This window comes from Serratia sp. root2, assembly GCF_031931805.1.
GTDB lineage: Bacteria > Pseudomonadota > Gammaproteobacteria > Enterobacterales > Enterobacteriaceae > Serratia > Serratia inhibens.
The window spans coordinates 644,402-660,958 of sequence record NZ_JAUJXB010000001.1 but is presented as its reverse complement, the minus strand read 5'-3'; the positions used below and the strand labels follow the sequence as shown (position 1 = coordinate 660,958).

Sequence of the window (16,557 nt, the reverse complement as noted above, 5' to 3'; positions counted from 1 at the left end):
TCGCTCATCGGCCTGATTTAACACGGTTGCACAAAGTTGCAACATGCTGGATATTGTCTGCATTATTCACACCGCATAACGTACGAACCTATCCCAACAGCCTATGTGGCCCAGAGTTTGTATAGCCTGATGGGATAGGTTCTTTAACACAGGAGTTGGATTGGCATGGGCACTACCACAATGGGCGTGAAGCTCGACGAAGCAACACGCGACCGGATTAAAGACGCGGCACAGCGTATCGATCGCACGCCGCACTGGCTCATCAAGCAGGCCATTTTCAATTACCTCGAGCGTCTCGAGAACGGTTCCGATATTCCTGAAATTCCAGCACTTGCCGCCGCGGCCCAGGCCGAAGCGGACGACATTATGCCGCAAGCGCCGGAAGAGTCCCACCAGCCATTCCTTGAATTTGCAGAACAAATTTTGCCGCAGTCGGTCAACCGGGCCGCCATTACCGCCGCTTATCGCCGCCCGGAGACCGAAGCGGTGCCGATGTTGCTCGAACAGGCGCGATTACCTGCCGATCTTGCCAAAGCTACCCACAAGATGGCTTACGATATTGCCGAGAAGCTGCGTAACCAAAAGAGTGCGAACGGCCGCGCCGGCATGGTGCAAGGTCTGCTGCAGGAATTCTCGCTTTCCTCGCAGGAAGGCGTGGCGCTGATGTGCCTGGCGGAAGCCCTGCTGCGCATTCCGGACAAGCCAACTCGCGATGCGCTGATCCGCGATAAAATCAGCAACGGCAACTGGCATTCCCACCTCGGCCGCAGCCCGTCGCTGTTCGTTAACGCCGCTACCTGGGGCCTGCTGTTCACCGGCAAGCTGGTATCGACCCATAACGAAGCCAATCTGTCTCTTTCGCTGAACCGCATCATCGGCAAAAGCGGCGAACCGCTGATCCGCAAAGGCGTGGATATGGCGATGCGCCTGATGGGCGAGCAGTTTGTGACCGGCGAAACCATCGCCGAAGCGCTGGCCAACGCACGCAAACTCGAAGACAAAGGCTTCCGCTATTCCTACGACATGTTGGGTGAAGCGGCGCTGACCGAAGCCGACGCGCAGGCTTATCTGGTGTCCTACCAGCAGGCTATCCACGCCATCGGCAAAGCCTCTAACGGCCGCGGTATCTATGAAGGCCCAGGCATCTCCATCAAGCTGTCGGCGCTGCATCCGCGCTACAGCCGCGCGCAGTACGAGCGCGTAATGGAAGAGCTTTACCCGCGCCTGCTGTCGCTGACCTTGCAGGCACGGCAGTATGACATCGGCATCAATATCGACGCCGAAGAGGCCGATCGTCTGGAGATCTCGCTCGATCTGCTGGAGAAGCTGTGCTTTGAGCCGCAGTTGGCCGGTTGGAATGGCATTGGTTTCGTGATCCAGGCTTATCAAAAACGCTGCCCGTTCGCCATCGACGCGGTTATCGACATGGCACAACGCAGCCGCCGCCGCCTGATGATCCGCCTGGTGAAAGGCGCCTATTGGGACAGCGAGATCAAACGCGCCCAAATGGACGGGCTGGAAGGCTATCCGGTATACACCCGCAAGGTCTACACCGACGTGTCTTACCTGGCCTGCGCCCGCAAACTGCTGGCGGTACCCAACCTGATTTACCCGCAGTTCGCCACCCATAACGCTCACACATTGAGCGCGATCTATCATCTGGCAGGCAATAACTACTATCCGGGCCAGTATGAGTTCCAGTGCCTGCACGGCATGGGTGAACCGCTGTATGAACAAGTGGTGGGCAAAGTGGCCGACGGCAAACTGAACCGCCCTTGCCGCATCTATGCGCCGGTCGGCACCCATGAAACGCTGCTGGCGTATCTGGTGCGTCGCCTGCTGGAAAACGGTGCCAACACCTCGTTCGTTAACCGCATTGCCGATGCCACCCTGCCGCTCGACGAGCTGGTTGCCGATCCGGTCACCGCAGTCGAGGCCCTGGCCGCCAACGAAGGCCAGATTGGCCTGCCGCACCCGCGCATTCCTCTGCCGCGTGAGCTGTATGGCGAGAAACGCATCAACTCCAGCGGCCTGGATCTGTCCAACGAACAGCGTCTGGCCTCGCTGTCCAGCGCACTGCTGACCAGCGCCACCCAGCCATGGCGCGCAGAACCTATTATCGACGCCGAACTGGATCAGGGCGCGGAACAGCCGGTGATTAACCCGGCCGAGCCGGGCGATGTGGTCGGTTACGTGCGTGAAGCTACCGAAGCGGAAGTCAGCCGGGCGCTCGACGCCGCCGCAGCCGCCGGCCCAATCTGGTTCGCTACTCCGCCTTCCGAACGTGCCGCCATTCTTGAGCGCGCCGCGGAACTGATGGAAGGCCAACTGCAAAGCCTGCTGGGCATTCTGGTGCGCGAAGCGGGTAAAACCTTTAACAATGCCATCGCCGAAGTGCGCGAAGCGGTCGATTTCCTGCATTACTACGCCGGCCAGGTGCGCGATGACTTCGCCAACGACAGCCATCGCCCGCTGGGTCCGGTGGTCTGTATCAGCCCGTGGAACTTCCCGCTGGCGATCTTTACCGGCCAGATTGCCGCGGCATTGGCGGCAGGCAACAGCGTGCTGGCCAAACCGGCAGAGCAAACCCCGCTGATCGCCGCACAAGCGGTGCGCATTCTGCTGGAAGCCGGTATTCCTCAGGGCGTGCTGCAACTGCTGCCGGGCCAGGGTGAGAGCGTCGGTTCGGTGCTGGTCAACGACGCCCGCGTGCGTGGCGTGATGTTTACCGGTTCCACCGACGTTGCCGGTATCCTGCAACGCAGCATCGCCGGCCGCCTGGATCCGCAGGGACGCCCAACGCCATTGGTCGCCGAAACCGGCGGCCTGAACGCCATGATTGTCGACTCTTCCGCCCTGACCGAACAGGTGGTGACCGACGTCGTCGCTTCAGCCTTCGACAGCGCCGGCCAGCGCTGCTCCGCGCTGCGTATCCTGTGCATTCAGGAAGACGTGGCGGAACATACGCTGCAAATGCTGCGCGGCGCGATGGCCGAATGCCGCATGGGTAACCCGGAACGCCTGTCTACCGACATTGGCCCGGTGATCGACGCCGAAGCCAAAACCGGCATCGAACGTCATATCCAGGCGATGCGCGCCAAGGGCCGCAAAGTCTATCAGGCGGCAAAAGGCAATGCGCAGGATGAGAAAGAGTGGTCACGCGGCACCTTTATCAAGCCGACGCTGATCGAACTGGACAGCTTCGACGAGCTGCAAAAAGAGATCTTCGGCCCGGTGCTGCATGTGGTCCGCTTCCAGCGTACCAATCTGGAGTCGCTGGTCGATCAGATCAACGCCGCCGGCTATGGCTTGACGCTGGGCATTCACACCCGCATCGATGAAACCATCGCCCGCGTTACCGAACGCGCCAAAGTGGGCAACCTGTACGTTAACCGCAACATGGTTGGCGCGGTCGTCGGCGTGCAACCCTTCGGCGGCGAAGGCCTGTCCGGCACCGGCCCGAAAGCCGGTGGCCCGCTGTATCTGTACCGCCTGCTGGCCAACCGGCCGGACGACGCCGTCCTGCGCACGCTGAACCGCCAGGACGACGAACGCCCGCTGGAGGCCACTGCGCGGCCGCTGCTGCTCAATGCCCACCACGCACTCGAACAGTGGGCGGTTGCCGAGAAACACAGCGATCTGGTTCAGTTGGCGCAACGTTACGCCGAGCTCGGCCAGGGCGGTACCGTTCGACCGCTGCCGGGCCCTACCGGTGAACGCAACACCTACGCCCTGCTGCCGCGCGAGCGCGTACTGTGCCTGGCGGACAACGAGGCCGATGCGCTGACTCAACTGGCAGCCGTACTGGCGGTTGGCAGCAGCGTGCTGTGGCCGGAAGCCGAGCTGCAACGCACCCTGTACCGCCGCTTGCCGGCCGCGGTTCAGGCGCGTATCAGCTTCAGCAAGGACTGGCAGCAGGATAAGGTGGAGTTCGACGCCGCCATTTACCACGGCGATGCCGATCAGTTGCGTACCCTGTGTGAGCAGATCGCCCAACGCAGCGGCGCGATCGTCTCGGTGCAGGGCTTTGCCCACGGTGAAACCAACATCCTGTTGGAACGCCTGTTGATCGAACGTTCGCTCAGCGTCAACACCGCTGCCGCCGGCGGTAACGCCAGCCTGATGACCATCGGTTAACCTTTAAAGAGGGATTGCAGCCGTTTGTAATCCACTCTGCTATCAGCCTCGCAAACCCTGCACTCGTGCAGGGTTTTTTATTGTCTGCACAAAAGCGGCACGCTAGCGTATTAATCTCGTCGCCATAAAGTGTGTATGATGTGTATCATAAAGGGATGATAAGTGCGTGAAAAGTGCAGAACCGATCAGGCTGTTAGAGCGGGAAGGTTGGGTTTTAGAGCGGATAAAGGGGAGTCACCATCAGTTTAAACACCCGAGATCACGCCTGGTGATCACCGTTCCACATCCGCGTAAAGATCTGAAGCCGGGAACGCTGCGCCAAATCATGAGAGATGCCGGGCTGTGCTGACCCGGTGCCATGAGTTAACAGGAGAAATTATGTTCTACCCTGCTTATGTACATTCAGACCACGACGGCAGCGCCAGCGGTTTCTTCCCCGATGTGCCGGGCTGCTATTTTGCCGGCGATACCCTCGATCTCGCCTTTGAAGACGCCAAAAGCGCGCTGGACGCGCATTTCGAACTGCTGAGCGAAGACAACCAGGCCATCCCGCGCCCGCAGGCCGTTTCCTTCCACCTGGCACAGGCAAGCGACACCCTGAACGGCGGGCAGTGGCTGCTGGTCGATATCAATATGGATAAGTTCGATGGCCGTGCAGAACGGATAAATATCACCCTGCCGCACCGCTTGCTGAACCGCATTGATTCACTGGTGCAACAGCATCCCGGCTATGGAAGCCGCAGCGCCTTTTTGGCCGCCGCCGCCCGTAACGAATTATTGAAAGCCGGTTAGTCGAGAGTCAGGGGGCAAAACGCCCCCCTTTTTCATTGATTCAAAAACTTGTCGAGGAATTGCTGAGTGCGCTGGTGTTGCGGGTTGGTAAACAGATCTTTGGCCGGCCCCTGTTCAACGATGCGCCCGTGGTCCATAAAAATGGCACGGTCGGCAACGTCGCGGGCAAAGCTCATTTCATGCGTCACGATCACCATGGTGCGCTTCTCTTCCGCCAGCGAGCGAATGGTGTTGAGCACCTCGCCCACCAGCTCTGGATCGAGCGCCGAGGTGGGTTCATCAAACAGGATCACTTCCGGCTGCATAGCCAGCGCGCGGGCAATGGCCACACGTTGCTGCTGCCCACCGGAAAGACGGCGTGGATAAGCGGATTCTTTACCGCTCAGCCCGACTTTGGCCAGCAGCGCACGGGCGCGCTGTTCGGCGCTGGCTTTGCTCTCGCCTTTAACGATGACCGGGCCTTCAATAATGTTCTCCAGCACCGAGCGGTGCGGGAACAGATTGAAGTTTTGGAACACGAAGCCCACCTGCTGACGCAACGCCCGTATCTGTTTCTTCTGTTTGCTCAGCGACTTCGACCCGTCGATCTGAATATCGCCAACGCGAATGGTGCCGGAATCCGGAACCTCCAGCAGATTAATGCTGCGCAGCAAAGTGGTTTTCCCCGAGCCGCTCGGCCCGATAATCGCCACCACTTCACCGGCGCTAACCTCAAGATCAATCCCGTGCAGTACCCTTTGGCCGTTAAACTGCTTGATCAGTTGTTTCACTTCGATGGCACTCATGCGTTACTCCTGATCCTGACGATTAACGTGGGCTTCCAGGCGATTTTGCAGTGCCGACAGCAGGGTCGCCATCACCCAGTAAATCAACGATGCCGCCAGATACAGGGTAAACACTTCCAACGTACGCGAGGTGATCAACTGCGCCTGACGGAACAGCTCCGGTACCTGAATGGTCGCCGCCAGCGAGGTGTCTTTCACCAGGCCGATGAAACTGTTGCCGAGCGGCGGCAAGGCGGTGCGCGCCGCCTGCGGCAGGATCACCCGGCGCAAGGTTTGCCAGCGCGTCATGCCGATGCTGGCTGCCGCTTCCCACTGCCCTTTCTCAATCGACGAAATCGCCGCACGCAGCGTTTCCGACGTGTAGGCCGCCGTGTTGAGCGACAGGCCAATCAGCGCCGCCGGGAAAGGATCAAATTCTATGCCGAACTGCGGCAGACCGTAGTAAATCATGAACAGCTGTGCGATCAATGGCGTGCCGCGAAACAGCGACACATAAATGCGCGACAGCCACGACAGCGGCCATAATGGCGAAAGGCGCATCAGCGCCAACAGAAAACCAAGCAGTAAACCGAGCGCCATCCCCCCCAGACTAAGCTGGAGGGTAAGTATCGCGCCCTTCAATAAAAATGGCGCTGAATCCAGCGCCAGTTGAATACTTTCGTGCATTATTTAGTTACGTCCGCGCCAAACCATTTCTCGGAAATCTTCGCCAGCGTGCCGTCTTTTTGCATCTCGGCAATCGCCTGGTCAATCGCGGCCAACAGTTCCGGGTTGTTTTTACGCAGCGCAACACCGGACTCCTGACGAGAGAACGCCGGGCCGGCGACCGCCAGCGTATCGCCGGTTTTCTTCACCAAATCCAACGCCGCCAAACGGTCAACCAGAATGGCGTTGATACGGCCAATACGCAGGTCCTGGTACTTGGTCGGGTCGTCATCATAGGTACGCACGTCAACGCCCTGCACGTTTTCACGCAGCCATTGCTCGTAGTTGGTACCCAGGCCAACACCGACCTTTTTACCCTTCAGATCTTCCGGCTTGGCAATGGTGCCTTCGTTGCCCTTCTTCACTAACGCCTGAATACCGGACACGGTATAAGGCGTTGAGAAATCATATTTCTTCTTGCGCTCGTCGGAGATCGTCACCTGATTGATCACCACGTCGATGCGTTTCGATTCCAGCGATGCCAGCATTCCGTCCCATTTGGTCGGGTTCAGTTTGGCCTTCACGCCGAGGTGCTGCGCCAGCGCGTTGGCGAAATCCACTTCGAAACCGGTCAGGTTACCGTCTTCGCCCTGGAAGCTGAATGGCGGATAGGTGCCTTCCAGCCCGACAATCAGCGTACCGCGCTGCTTGACCTGCTGGAGCAGATTGTCGGCGGCATAGGTTTGTGCGCTTAAACCGGCGGTCAACGCCACGGTCATCACGCCCAGCAGCAATTGACGACGAACTTTGGAAAAGATCATAAACACCCCATCTGTTGTTTATCTTTTTTGATATCAGCACTTTACCAGTGCGTTTGGTCGCACAAAGGAATATAACATTATAAATATAGTTCAAAATGGAATAACAAGCCGCTGTCACACCTGCGGGTGATAGGCAAACAGCGCCGGTGCACCGCCGGTGTGTATAAACAGTATCGGGCCATCATCGCAAAAACGCTGTTGGGCGATGCCGTCGATCAGGCCGGCCATCGCTTTGCCGGTATAGACCGGATCCAGCAACACCCCTTCCTGCTGTGCCAGCAGCTGCACCGCCGCCGTGCCCTCTTCGTTCGGCATGCCATACTGCGGCGCAAAATAGTCGTCCCACAGTTGGATTGGTGCCAGAGCCTCAATGCCTAACGAGCAGGCCAACGCTTTTTGAATCAGCTCAACCTTGGGTAATTGGTCGATCACTTTCCGCGAAACCGTAACGCCAATCAGCTCCGTCTCCGGCAGCAGTTGCTGCATGCCGACCGCCAACCCGGCGTGCGTGCCGGCACTGCCGGAAGCCACCAGCACCGAGCTGAAAGCGACGCCGCTGCGTCGGCTTTGTTCGGCAATTTCCAATGCGCACTGCACGTAACCCAGCGCGCCCAACGCGTTGGAACCGCCCACCGGCACCACATAAGGCCGGAAACCCTGCGCTTCGAGACGCGTCGCCAGTTCGGCCAACTGCTGCTGCGGATCGTGCAACGCTTCGCACATCACTACCTCGGCGTTGAACAGCCCGAGCAACAGACGGTTGCCGTTGGTGAGGTAATTTTCCGCTTGGGTGTCGATCGGATTTTCCAGCAATGCGACGCAGTGCAGGCCGAGTTTGGCCGCTACCGCCGCAGTTTGGCGTACGTGATTGGATTGGATGGCACCGGCCGTCACCAGCGTGTCCGCGCCCTGCCGCAGAGCATCGGCAGCAAGATATTCCAGTTTTCTCAGCTTGTTGCCGCCCATCGCCATCGGCGTGACGTCGTCACGTTTGATGTAAATTTCACGGCCAAGGTAGTCTGAAAGGCGAGACAGTTTTTCGAGCGGTGTGGCAGAGCCGACTAAATCGAGGCGCGGGAATGGCGCCAGTTGCTGTTGCAGATTCACAACGTCCCCCAGGGAACAGGTATCAACATCCAAAGCATAGATTTATCAGATGTAAGCTGATTAATCACTCTTTTTGATGAGGCGGGAAACGGTGAATCCCCGGCCGGCAAGCCGGGGAGACGGGATCAGTAGCTCTTCTGCCAGGCGATGTATTGGTCGTATTTACGCAGGGCAATGCGGTAATTATTGTGCGCGGCGCCGGGTAAATCCTCGATAATACGCTGATGGTTATTGCTGCTGGCAAATTTGTCCGCCGGATAGTTGCGCGCCACCAGCATTTCGTCCAACCGGCGCAGGCGCACCACGTATTCGCGGATCGTGCTGTGGCTCATTTCGGTTTGCTCAAACAAATACTGTTTGAAGGCCATAATATCGAAATAGCTCGGGTGGCTGTTGCAGGAAATCTCACTGCAAAAACGGCATAGCGCGGCCAGCTCATTTTGCACATTCAGCCAGACGTTATCGTCAATCGGCTGGTCCATGCGTGCAATGGCGTCTTTGTTGATGATCTTGCCTCGGAACACCAATGCCATGCGATCCAATAACTTACCGCACTGAGAACAATGGGTTTGGCTGTGTTTGTAATCTTTCAAATAACGGCTCAGCGGCCGCTTTTTCAATAATATTCCTGGCATAAGAGCTGTCCGGTTATCGCAACGGTAATCAGGTTGAAGAATAAGGGTTGATTCGCCTCAGTTTTCGGCCGCCAGACGGGCGCGTAGCCGCTTGATCGCCTGGCTGTGCAGCTGGCTGACGCGCGATTCCCCCACGTCCAGCACGGCGCCGATCTCTTTGAGGTTCAACTCTTCCTGGTAATACAGCGTCAGCACCATTTTCTCGCGCTCCGGCAACGCTTCGATAGCGTCGATCACCCGCTGGCGGAGATTACCCTCCAGCAGATGATGCAACGGATTGGTCTCTTCGTGCCCTTCCAGCAGCGGTTCCGCGCTTTCGCCATGCTCTTCGCGCCATTCGTCGTAGGAGAAAAGCTGGCTGTTATTGGTGTCCAACAGAATTTGACGGTACTCATCCAGTGGGATATTCAGCGTCTGCGCAACCTCCACCTCACTGGCCGGGCGGCCGAGCCGCTGTTCCAGTTGCCGCATCACCTGCGCCACTTCTCGCGCATGGCGACGTACGCTGCGCGGCACCCAGTCGCGGCTGCGCAACTCATCGAGCATGGCGCCGCGAATGCGCTGCACCGCGTAAGTGGTAAAGGCGGTTCCCTGCAGGGCGTCATAACGCTCAACGGCATTCAACAACCCGATTCCCCCCGCTTGCAGCAGATCGTCAAGCTCCACGCTGGCGGGCAGCCTGACCTGCAGGCGCAACGCCTCGTGGCGCACTAAGGGTACATAGCGCAGCCAGAGAGAATTTTTGTCCATCACGCCTTCGGCGGTATACAGATCGCTCACTATGTCTAAAACCTGCGGATAAGAGAGTCAGCGCTATTATCCGTAGGGGGCAAAATGCCAATCGGCTGAACAGTCGTACAAAATAGGCTTTATTTGCGCCATGCATTAACTTCCGGGCGCGCGACCATAAAAAAACCCCGCCGAAGCGAGGTTCTTTTGCGACAGGTTAATCGGGGAGAGTCGATTAACGCAGCAGGGACAACACGTTCTGGGTAGACTGGTTAGCCTGTGCCAGAACAGAGGTGCCAGCCTGTTGCAGGATGTTGGCACGGCTCATGTTAGACACTTCGGTCGCGTAGTCGGCATCCTGAATACGGGACTGGGAAGCGGACAGGTTGTTCACGGTGCTGTTCAGGTTGTTGATAACAGAATCGAAACGGTTCTGTACCGCACCCAGAGAAGAACGCAGACCGTCAACCTGAGACAGCGCTTTGTCCAGGGTTGCCAGTGGATCGGCAGTTTTAGGCGTGGTGCTCATTTCAGCGCCTTTGGTTACTTTACCTGCGCTGTCTGCAGTAGCCTTGAAGTATTTGGCATCTGCACCGGTACCTTCCTGGATCAGGTAAGATTTGCCGCCGTCATAAGATTTCAGACCCGTAGTGTCGCCCGTTGCAGTGACTTCTTCCTTAACGGTAGTGGTAGCCGCAGTATCGGTCAAACCAGTGGTTTCTGCTGCTGCGATAGCGGTGATGTCACCAGAAGTTTTGTCGATGGTAGCTTTGTAGTTCTTGCCATCGGTACCTACAGCGTAAATGTCACCAGTGGTGTTGTCTTTCAGGTAGCTGGCTGGTGCAGCACCGTTAGCCTGTTTGTTCGTGGTATTGGTGATAGTCAGATCTTTACCGGTTGCAATGGTAGTTACTGCTCCGCCAACTTTAGTGGTATCAACACCGTCTGCCACGCTGAACTTATCCAGGCCCAGAGTTTTAGAGTTGATGTTTTTCAGATCGATCTGGATGGTTTCGTTGTCGTTGGCACCCACCTGGATGGTCAGCTTCTGGTCGCCGCTCAGCACTTTCACGCCGTTGAAGTCGGTTTGTTCAGAGATACGGTTGATCTCAGCCAGACGTTCGCCGATTTCGTCCTGGATGGATTTCAGGTCGCTGGAAGAGTTAGAACCGTTCTGGGACTGTACGGTCAGACGACGGATGTTTTGCAGGTTGTCGTTGACTTCGTTCAGTGCACCTTCAGTGGTCTGCGCCAGAGAGATACCGTCGTTGGCGTTACGGGAAGCCTGAGTCAGGCCTTTGATATTAGCGGTGAAACGGTTAGAGATCGCCTGACCCGCGGCATCGTCCTTGGCGCTGTTGATACGCAGACCGGAAGACAGACGCTCGATCGCAGTACCCAAAGAAGACTGAGATTTGTTCAGGTTGTTCTGCGCCATCAGCGACAGGCTGTTGGTATTAATTACTTGTGCCATTGTATGCTTTCCTTACGTGTCAGTTGCGATTTTCGCAACGTAGTTAAAAGGTTCGGGCTGCTTTGCCCACGGCGTCAACCACCGTCCCATCAGGTATCGGCCCTCCCCCTGCAACCTTTAGAAATTTTTTGTTTTTTTTTCGCTTCGCCGCAATGGCAGAAATAACGCGGTTTTTCCTTCCTCTATTGCGCCATCGTTTTTTAAACTTTTCGGTAAACTTTTTCTCCACTGGGCCGATAAACGCGTAAAGCGAATAAAGTCATTATTAAGGAGAATTACGAATGGCATCGATCAGTTCATTAGGCATCGGCTCAGGACTCGACCTCAACGGCTTGCTGGACAAGCTGACCAAAGCGGAACAACAACGTCTGACGCCCTACACGACCCAGCAGACCAGCTATAATGCCCAGTTGACCGCCTACGGCACGTTAAAAGGCTCGCTGGAAAAGTTCGATAACCTCAGTAAAGAGCTGGCGAAACCGACGTTTTTCAATAACACCACCGCCAGCAAACACGATCAGTTTGCCATCACCACTACCGATAAGGCCGTGGCGGGTAACTACATTGTCGAAGTTCAAAAACTGGCACAGCCGCAAACGTTGACCACTCAGGCGTCGATTACCAATCAGACGGAAAAACTCGGCACGCCCGGCAGCATTGACCGCTCAATCACCATCACCGCAGGGGATCCGCAAAAAGAAGTGAAGATCCCACTGAGCGATGATCAAACCTCGCTGGTGGAAATGCGCGATGCGATTAACAATGCCAAGGCCGGCGTCAACGCCAGTATCATGCGGGTGGGTGACAACGACTATCAATTGGCGATCAGCTCCACGGCCACCGGCGAGAAAAACACCGTTTCGGTGCAGGTCAGCAATGACGATAAGTTGGGCGCCATCCTCAACTACGACCCCACTGCCACAAGCAACGCAATGAAGCAAACCGTGGCCGGTCAGGATGCTGAAGTATTGGTTAACGGCACGAAAATCAAACGCAGCACCAACTCAATTGCCGATGCCCTGCAGGGCGTGACCATCGATCTGAAAACCGTCACCAAGAAAGATGAGCCGCAGAACCTGGTGATCAGCACCGATAAAACCGGCACCGCCGACAAAATCAAAGACTGGGTCGACAACTATAACTCGCTGCTGGATACCTTTAACTCGCTGACCAAATATACCCCGGTCAAAACCGGCGAGACGCAGAATGCCAAAAACGGCGCACTGTTAGGGGATAACACCCTGCGCGGTGTTCAGTCTTCGATTAAAAGTGCGCTCAGCGGCGCGCAGGACAACCCGGAACTGAAGGGGCTGGGTAACCTGGGGATCACCACCAACACCAAAACCGGCAAGCTGGAGATCGACAGCACCAAGCTCAACAAAGCCATCGATGAAAAACCGGAGCAGGTTGCCAACTTCTTCGCCGGCAACGGCAAAGATACCGGCATGGCTACCGAGATCCACAATGAGATCCAAAGCTACATCAAGGCCGGCGGCATCATTGAGAACTCAACCAAAAGCATCAATACCAGCCTTGACCGCCTGAACAGCAAGATCACCACCGTGACAGCCAGCATTCAAAGCACTATCGATCGCTATAAACAACAATTCGTCCAACTGGATACCATGATGTCCAAGCTGAGTGGCACCGGTGATTATTTAAAACAACAGTTCAAGTAAGAACTTTTTAACCAGGTAAAAAATCACATGTATAACCGTAGCGGAACTCAGGCCTACGCCCAGGTCAGTCTGGAAAGTGGCGTAATGAGCGCCAGCCCGCACCAGTTAATCGTGATGCTGTTCGACGGGGCGCTTAGCGCCCTGTTACGCGCACGGATACTGATGAATCAGGGTGATATCGCCGGCAAAGGACTGGCTCTGTCAAAGGCCATCAATATTATCGATAACGGCCTGAAAAGCGGCCTCGACCACGAGCAAGGGGGTGAGATGGCCGATAATCTTGCCGCGCTGTATGACTATATGAAGCGTCGCCTGATGCAGGCTAATTTGCATAACGACGAAGCGGCGATAGCCGAAGTGGTCAAGCTGCTGGAAAATATTGCTGACGCCTGGCGCCAGATTGGTCCCAATTATCACCCTTCGCAGGACGCCGTCTAATGGAACGTCAACAGCAACTGCTAGCAGCGTATCAGCAAATTTATACCCTTAGCAGCCAAATGATCGCACTGGCGCAAACGGAAAGATGGGAAGACCTGGTCGAGCTGGAGCTTGCCTACGTTCAGGCGGTTGAGAAAACCGCCGACTTTACCGGCAACGCAGGGCCATCAATGGCGCTGCAGGAATTGTTGCGCAATAAGCTGCAGCAAATCCTGGACAACGAAAACGAGCTGAAGCGTCTGTTGCAACGCCGCATGGACCAGTTGAAAGAATTGATTGGCCAATCGACGCGCCAAAGCGTGGTCAACAGCACCTACGGTCAGTTTCACGATCGCGCCCTGCTATTAGGAGAACCGCAAACCAGGTGACCCGGCTATAATAACGACATTTTATGGATAAATAGCACCATACGCTATTTTTCCCTAATTAAGTCAGGATATTTATCCATGATATTTGAATTGCTCACGCCCATCATATTTTCCACCAGGCCCGTAGGGGTGAATATATTCGCCCCGGCTGACGCGGGCGTAGCATGCAGCGCCCTTGGGATACGGATAAATATCACCCCGACACGGACGTTTTCTGTTCAGCAGGAAATTGATTTTTGATAGATAAAACACGTCGTTGTGCTTCACAACGGATGGAAAAATGTTGCTCCAACGCCTATCAAAGCGTAAAGATATTCCCAGATAATGGCTGCGAAATGAATATCGATGGAACGTACAATTAATCTTTGTCCTGGGATTGGTGCCTCTGCGCACATCATTCAGCATACTGAATTATTATTCCCTTCAGTTTATTTTGAGCAACCCCATCTGTATCTGGTACAGCAAGGCCACAAACGCGTGCGCTGGCAACAGCATGAAGTGGTAGCCCATGCGGGAGAACTGTTGATTATCGACGGGGGGCAAACCGTGGATATTATTAATGGCCTCTCCGATGAAGGCGTATTCAGTTGTCAATTGCTTATCTGCGATCCGCAATTGTTCCACGTGCAGCACACTCCCGATGAAAACGCCCCACCGGCCCCGTTCGACGCGGTGTTGGCCTTACGCAACCTGCCCTGCGCACTGATGCACAGCTTTGAAACCACCAGCCTGGCGCTGGCGCTTAAACAGCGTTTCCCTCCCATCATCATCCGTCACAAGATGCTGGAAATCCTGCTCTGGCTAAAGCAATTCAACATCAGCTTTATTCATAACGAGGCGCGGGATTTAACGCAACGGGTGCGCCGCTGCCTGGCGACCGACCCGCATAACATCTGGACGGCGGCCAAGGTGGCGGAAAGTCTGTCGATGAGCGAAGTCGTGCTTAGGCGCAAGCTTTCGTTAGAGAACACCGCGTTGCGCAATTTGATGATCGACGTGCGCATGAGCAGCGCTCTGACGCTGCTGCAATCTACCGATTGGCCTATATCCGCCATATCTCAACACGTAGGATATGAGAGTTCTTCGCGGTTTGCCGAGCGTTTCCGCAAACGTTTCGGCTTTGCGCCAACCGCCATTCGCGGGCATCAGCGGATCATGGAGCCCGGTGCGATCCAACCCTATCGCCTCAGTCTGATGGAGGTGCCGGAGTGATGCCTGCGCCGGCAAATTAAATCGTTGCACAATGAACTCGCCGTTTATGCACCCGGCGTTAGCGGAAAACAGCCCGGTAAGATAGCATCGTCGAACCTTAATACCGCCAGAGGCGAATCAACGGTGCTCAACGAAAAATGGCTGTTTTCCCTTGCCGTGTTGCTGATCGGCCTTTGGCTGCTGGGTCTGCTGTACGAAGAAGACGCTATGCGGATGCTGGCGGGGAAATAAGCCGGCAGGGCCACGCGCAGTAGCCCGGGTTATTTTAGCTTTCTTTAATTAAAACGCTTATTAATACAACCAAAACGATCAGAATTAAAATACTGAACAACCGCCATCTGCGTTCACTTTTGCTACACATTATCTTATCCGGTAATTGAAACGGCCTTAACCCGGAAATTATAACCCCGTGAATACCGTGGCAATGTGAGTTTAACCGTAGTTTCTACCCTCTTCCTCCGGTGATTGACGTTTCCGGGATCCGTTTGGGAAACGGAAATTATTGTACGTGAAAGCTATTTGTTGACCCTTACGACAATTTGCTCGAGGCTCTGACCACCAGTTCCGGCATCTGCCCGCGACTGCCGATCACGTTATGTCCGGCCAGCACTTCAAACAATAGCGTGACGGCCTGACGGGCAACCTCATCGAGGTGCATGTTCACCGCCGTTAGTGGCGGCAAAGATTCCCGGGCGCGAATACCGTCATAACGGGTGGCTAAGCGAATCCGCTGCGGTATGGCGATCGCCGCATCGTGAAAAGCGCGCACGGCGCCACAGGCAAAAGTATCAACCAGTACCAGGACGCCATTGACTTCGGGATGTTCCTGCAACATCTGACACGCAGCCTGATAGCCAGCCGCTTCCCCTTCCTGCTCATCAAGGTAATAGATCACCGGCGCCTGCCTTCCTTTACACCAGCGGTGATAAGCTGCCTCAGCTTCCAGCGAGGAAGTCCGCGGCGTATGCCCGACAAAGAGCGCGCAACAATCGGCGCCTTCAGTCTGCAGGTGGGTCAGTAACATTTTCGCCGTCGCTTCCGAATGCAAATCCACCCACGGTAGCGGCGTCGGTGTTCCCGGCGTGCGGCCAATAGTGATGCATGGGATCCCCGCCTGTTGCAAAGCCTGCAGCAGTGGATCGTTTTCGGCGGGTTCCAGCAGAATAGCGGCATCAAAGGTCACCATGTCCAGCGGGTTCTTCCCGGGTGGGACCAGGATCAGCGCATGCTGCTTCTCCAGCGCCATAATCGCCGTCGTAAGCGCGACCTCCATCATAAAACCCAGCTTCGATGCTCCGGAAGCAATGGTCAGCGGCAAGGAAGAAAGCAGTGCAATAGTGTTGGTTTTGCCGGTACGCAGCTGACGGGCGCGAATATTCGGCGTGTAGTTCAGTGTCTGAATCGCCTCCTCAATACGTTGCCGGGTCTCAGGTTCGACAAAACGGGGATGATGTAACGCATTAGATACAGTGCCAGGCGATACGCCAGCAAGGCTTGCAACATCAATGAGTCTGGCGCGTTTTTTATCTTGAGCAGTCATCTGGCTGGCGTTCCCTCCCGAGAGTTTATGCTCAGGTTAGCACATTTCCAGTGTATGAATTTCGGCGCTATTACATAACAAAATCATATGAAGAAAGTGGCCATTTACCGTAGCTCACTGGCAAGCATTCCTGTCTAATGGTGTTTAATTAAAACGTTTTAATGGCATATTTTGCAAGAAACTAATCGCTTCAGG

Annotated in this window: 15 protein-coding genes; 7 read left to right on the top strand and 8 right to left on the bottom strand. The window is 55.8% G+C overall.

Annotated features, from left to right (window positions below):
• Positions 1-165: 165 nt before the first annotated feature.
• The 3 genes from putA to QZQ97_RS03110 all read left to right on the top strand — a co-directional run bounded on the left by putA (position 166) and on the right by QZQ97_RS03110 (position 4,929).
• Positions 166-4,137, top strand: coding sequence for a trifunctional transcriptional regulator/proline dehydrogenase/L-glutamate gamma-semialdehyde dehydrogenase (gene putA / locus QZQ97_RS03120; RefSeq protein ID WP_311992211.1), 3,972 nt, complete (start codon positions 166-168; stop codon positions 4,135-4,137).
• A gap of 166 nt (positions 4,138-4,303) precedes the next feature.
• Positions 4,304-4,486: a type II toxin-antitoxin system HicA family toxin gene (locus QZQ97_RS03115; protein ID WP_311992210.1), complete on the top strand. Its 183-nt coding sequence runs from the start codon at positions 4,304-4,306 to the stop codon at positions 4,484-4,486.
• Between the two features lie 29 nt (positions 4,487-4,515).
• Positions 4,516-4,929 carry a type II toxin-antitoxin system HicB family antitoxin gene (locus QZQ97_RS03110; RefSeq protein WP_311992209.1) on the top strand — a complete coding sequence of 138 codons (414 nt, stop codon included), beginning with the start codon at positions 4,516-4,518 and terminating at the stop codon, positions 4,927-4,929.
• A gap of 32 nt (positions 4,930-4,961) precedes the next feature.
• Here the strand turns inward: QZQ97_RS03110 and tcyN are convergent, their stop codons facing one another.
• The 7 genes from tcyN to QZQ97_RS03075 form a co-directional block, all read right to left on the bottom strand.
• Entirely contained in the window at positions 4,962-5,714 is a 753-nt protein-coding gene (gene tcyN, locus QZQ97_RS03105; RefSeq protein WP_311992208.1) for an L-cystine ABC transporter ATP-binding protein TcyN, read from the bottom strand.
• 3 nt (positions 5,715-5,717) lie between these two features.
• The gene (gene tcyL, locus QZQ97_RS03100; RefSeq protein ID WP_006321381.1) at positions 5,718-6,380 is read right to left on the bottom strand and encodes a cystine ABC transporter permease; all 663 of its coding nucleotides are present in this window, start codon (positions 6,378-6,380) and stop codon (positions 5,718-5,720) included.
• Complete coding sequence (tcyJ, locus tag QZQ97_RS03095) at positions 6,380-7,180, bottom strand: cystine ABC transporter substrate-binding protein (protein ID WP_311992207.1); 801 nt, start codon at positions 7,178-7,180, stop codon at positions 6,380-6,382. The genes tcyL and tcyJ overlap by 1 nt, the downstream gene beginning before the upstream one ends.
• Positions 7,181-7,294: 114 nt before the next feature.
• Positions 7,295-8,287, bottom strand: coding sequence for a D-cysteine desulfhydrase (locus QZQ97_RS03090; protein ID WP_311992206.1), 993 nt, complete (start codon positions 8,285-8,287; stop codon positions 7,295-7,297).
• A 125-nt stretch (positions 8,288-8,412) separates the two neighbouring features.
• Positions 8,413-8,922 carry a flagella biosynthesis regulatory protein FliZ gene (gene fliZ, locus QZQ97_RS03085; protein ID WP_311992205.1) on the bottom strand — a complete coding sequence of 170 codons (510 nt, stop codon included), beginning with the start codon at positions 8,920-8,922 and terminating at the stop codon, positions 8,413-8,415.
• 57 nt (positions 8,923-8,979) lie between these two features.
• Positions 8,980-9,702 carry an RNA polymerase sigma factor FliA gene (locus tag QZQ97_RS03080; protein WP_006321387.1) on the bottom strand — a complete coding sequence of 241 codons (723 nt, stop codon included), beginning with the start codon at positions 9,700-9,702 and terminating at the stop codon, positions 8,980-8,982.
• A gap of 184 nt (positions 9,703-9,886) precedes the next feature.
• Positions 9,887-11,125, bottom strand: a complete 1,239-nt coding sequence (locus QZQ97_RS03075; RefSeq protein WP_122079694.1) for a FliC/FljB family flagellin — start codon at positions 11,123-11,125, stop codon at positions 9,887-9,889.
• A 281-nt stretch (positions 11,126-11,406) separates the two neighbouring features.
• On the opposite strand from QZQ97_RS03075, the gene fliD reads away from it, so the two are divergent.
• From fliD to QZQ97_RS03055, 4 genes are all read left to right on the top strand, one after another.
• Entirely contained in the window at positions 11,407-12,804 is a 1,398-nt protein-coding gene (gene fliD / locus QZQ97_RS03070; RefSeq protein WP_311992204.1) for a flagellar filament capping protein FliD, read from the top strand.
• 27 nt (positions 12,805-12,831) lie between these two features.
• Positions 12,832-13,242 (top strand): flagellar export chaperone FliS, encoded by a 411-nt coding sequence (fliS, locus tag QZQ97_RS03065; RefSeq protein ID WP_311992203.1) that lies wholly within the window; start codon positions 12,832-12,834, stop codon positions 13,240-13,242.
• Complete coding sequence (fliT, locus tag QZQ97_RS03060; protein WP_311992202.1) at positions 13,242-13,610, top strand: flagella biosynthesis regulatory protein FliT; 369 nt, start codon at positions 13,242-13,244, stop codon at positions 13,608-13,610. The genes fliS and fliT overlap by 1 nt, the downstream gene beginning before the upstream one ends.
• A 345-nt stretch (positions 13,611-13,955) precedes the next feature.
• The gene (locus QZQ97_RS03055) at positions 13,956-14,822 is read left to right on the top strand and encodes a helix-turn-helix transcriptional regulator (RefSeq protein WP_311992201.1); all 867 of its coding nucleotides are present in this window, start codon (positions 13,956-13,958) and stop codon (positions 14,820-14,822) included.
• A gap of 529 nt (positions 14,823-15,351) precedes the next feature.
• Here the strand turns inward: QZQ97_RS03055 and QZQ97_RS03050 are convergent.
• Positions 15,352-16,362 (bottom strand): LacI family DNA-binding transcriptional regulator, encoded by a 1,011-nt coding sequence (locus QZQ97_RS03050; protein WP_311992200.1) that lies wholly within the window; start codon positions 16,360-16,362, stop codon positions 15,352-15,354.
• Positions 16,363-16,557: the final 195 nt, after the last annotated feature.

Excerpts from the sequence above, each read along its gene's own strand:
- putA (WP_311992211.1), top strand. The coding sequence starts at position 166 with ATGGGCACTACCACAATGGGCGTGAAGCTCGACGAAGCAACACGCGAC.
- QZQ97_RS03110 (WP_311992209.1), top strand. The coding sequence starts at position 4,516 with ATGTTCTACCCTGCTTATGTACATTCAGACCACGACGGCAGCGCCAGC.
- tcyN (WP_311992208.1), bottom strand. The coding sequence starts at position 5,714 with ATGAGTGCCATCGAAGTGAAACAACTGATCAAGCAGTTTAACGGCCAA.
- tcyL (WP_006321381.1), bottom strand. The coding sequence starts at position 6,380 with ATGCACGAAAGTATTCAACTGGCGCTGGATTCAGCGCCATTTTTATTG.
- tcyJ (WP_311992207.1), bottom strand. The coding sequence starts at position 7,180 with ATGATCTTTTCCAAAGTTCGTCGTCAATTGCTGCTGGGCGTGATGACC.
- fliZ (WP_311992205.1), bottom strand. The coding sequence starts at position 8,922 with ATGCCAGGAATATTATTGAAAAAGCGGCCGCTGAGCCGTTATTTGAAA.
- QZQ97_RS03075 (WP_122079694.1), bottom strand. The coding sequence starts at position 11,125 with ATGGCACAAGTAATTAATACCAACAGCCTGTCGCTGATGGCGCAGAAC.
- fliD (WP_311992204.1), top strand. The coding sequence starts at position 11,407 with ATGGCATCGATCAGTTCATTAGGCATCGGCTCAGGACTCGACCTCAAC.
- fliS (WP_311992203.1), top strand. The coding sequence starts at position 12,832 with ATGTATAACCGTAGCGGAACTCAGGCCTACGCCCAGGTCAGTCTGGAA.
- fliT (WP_311992202.1), top strand. The coding sequence starts at position 13,242 with ATGGAACGTCAACAGCAACTGCTAGCAGCGTATCAGCAAATTTATACC.
- QZQ97_RS03055 (WP_311992201.1), top strand. The coding sequence starts at position 13,956 with ATGGAACGTACAATTAATCTTTGTCCTGGGATTGGTGCCTCTGCGCAC.
- QZQ97_RS03050 (WP_311992200.1), bottom strand. The coding sequence starts at position 16,362 with ATGACTGCTCAAGATAAAAAACGCGCCAGACTCATTGATGTTGCAAGC.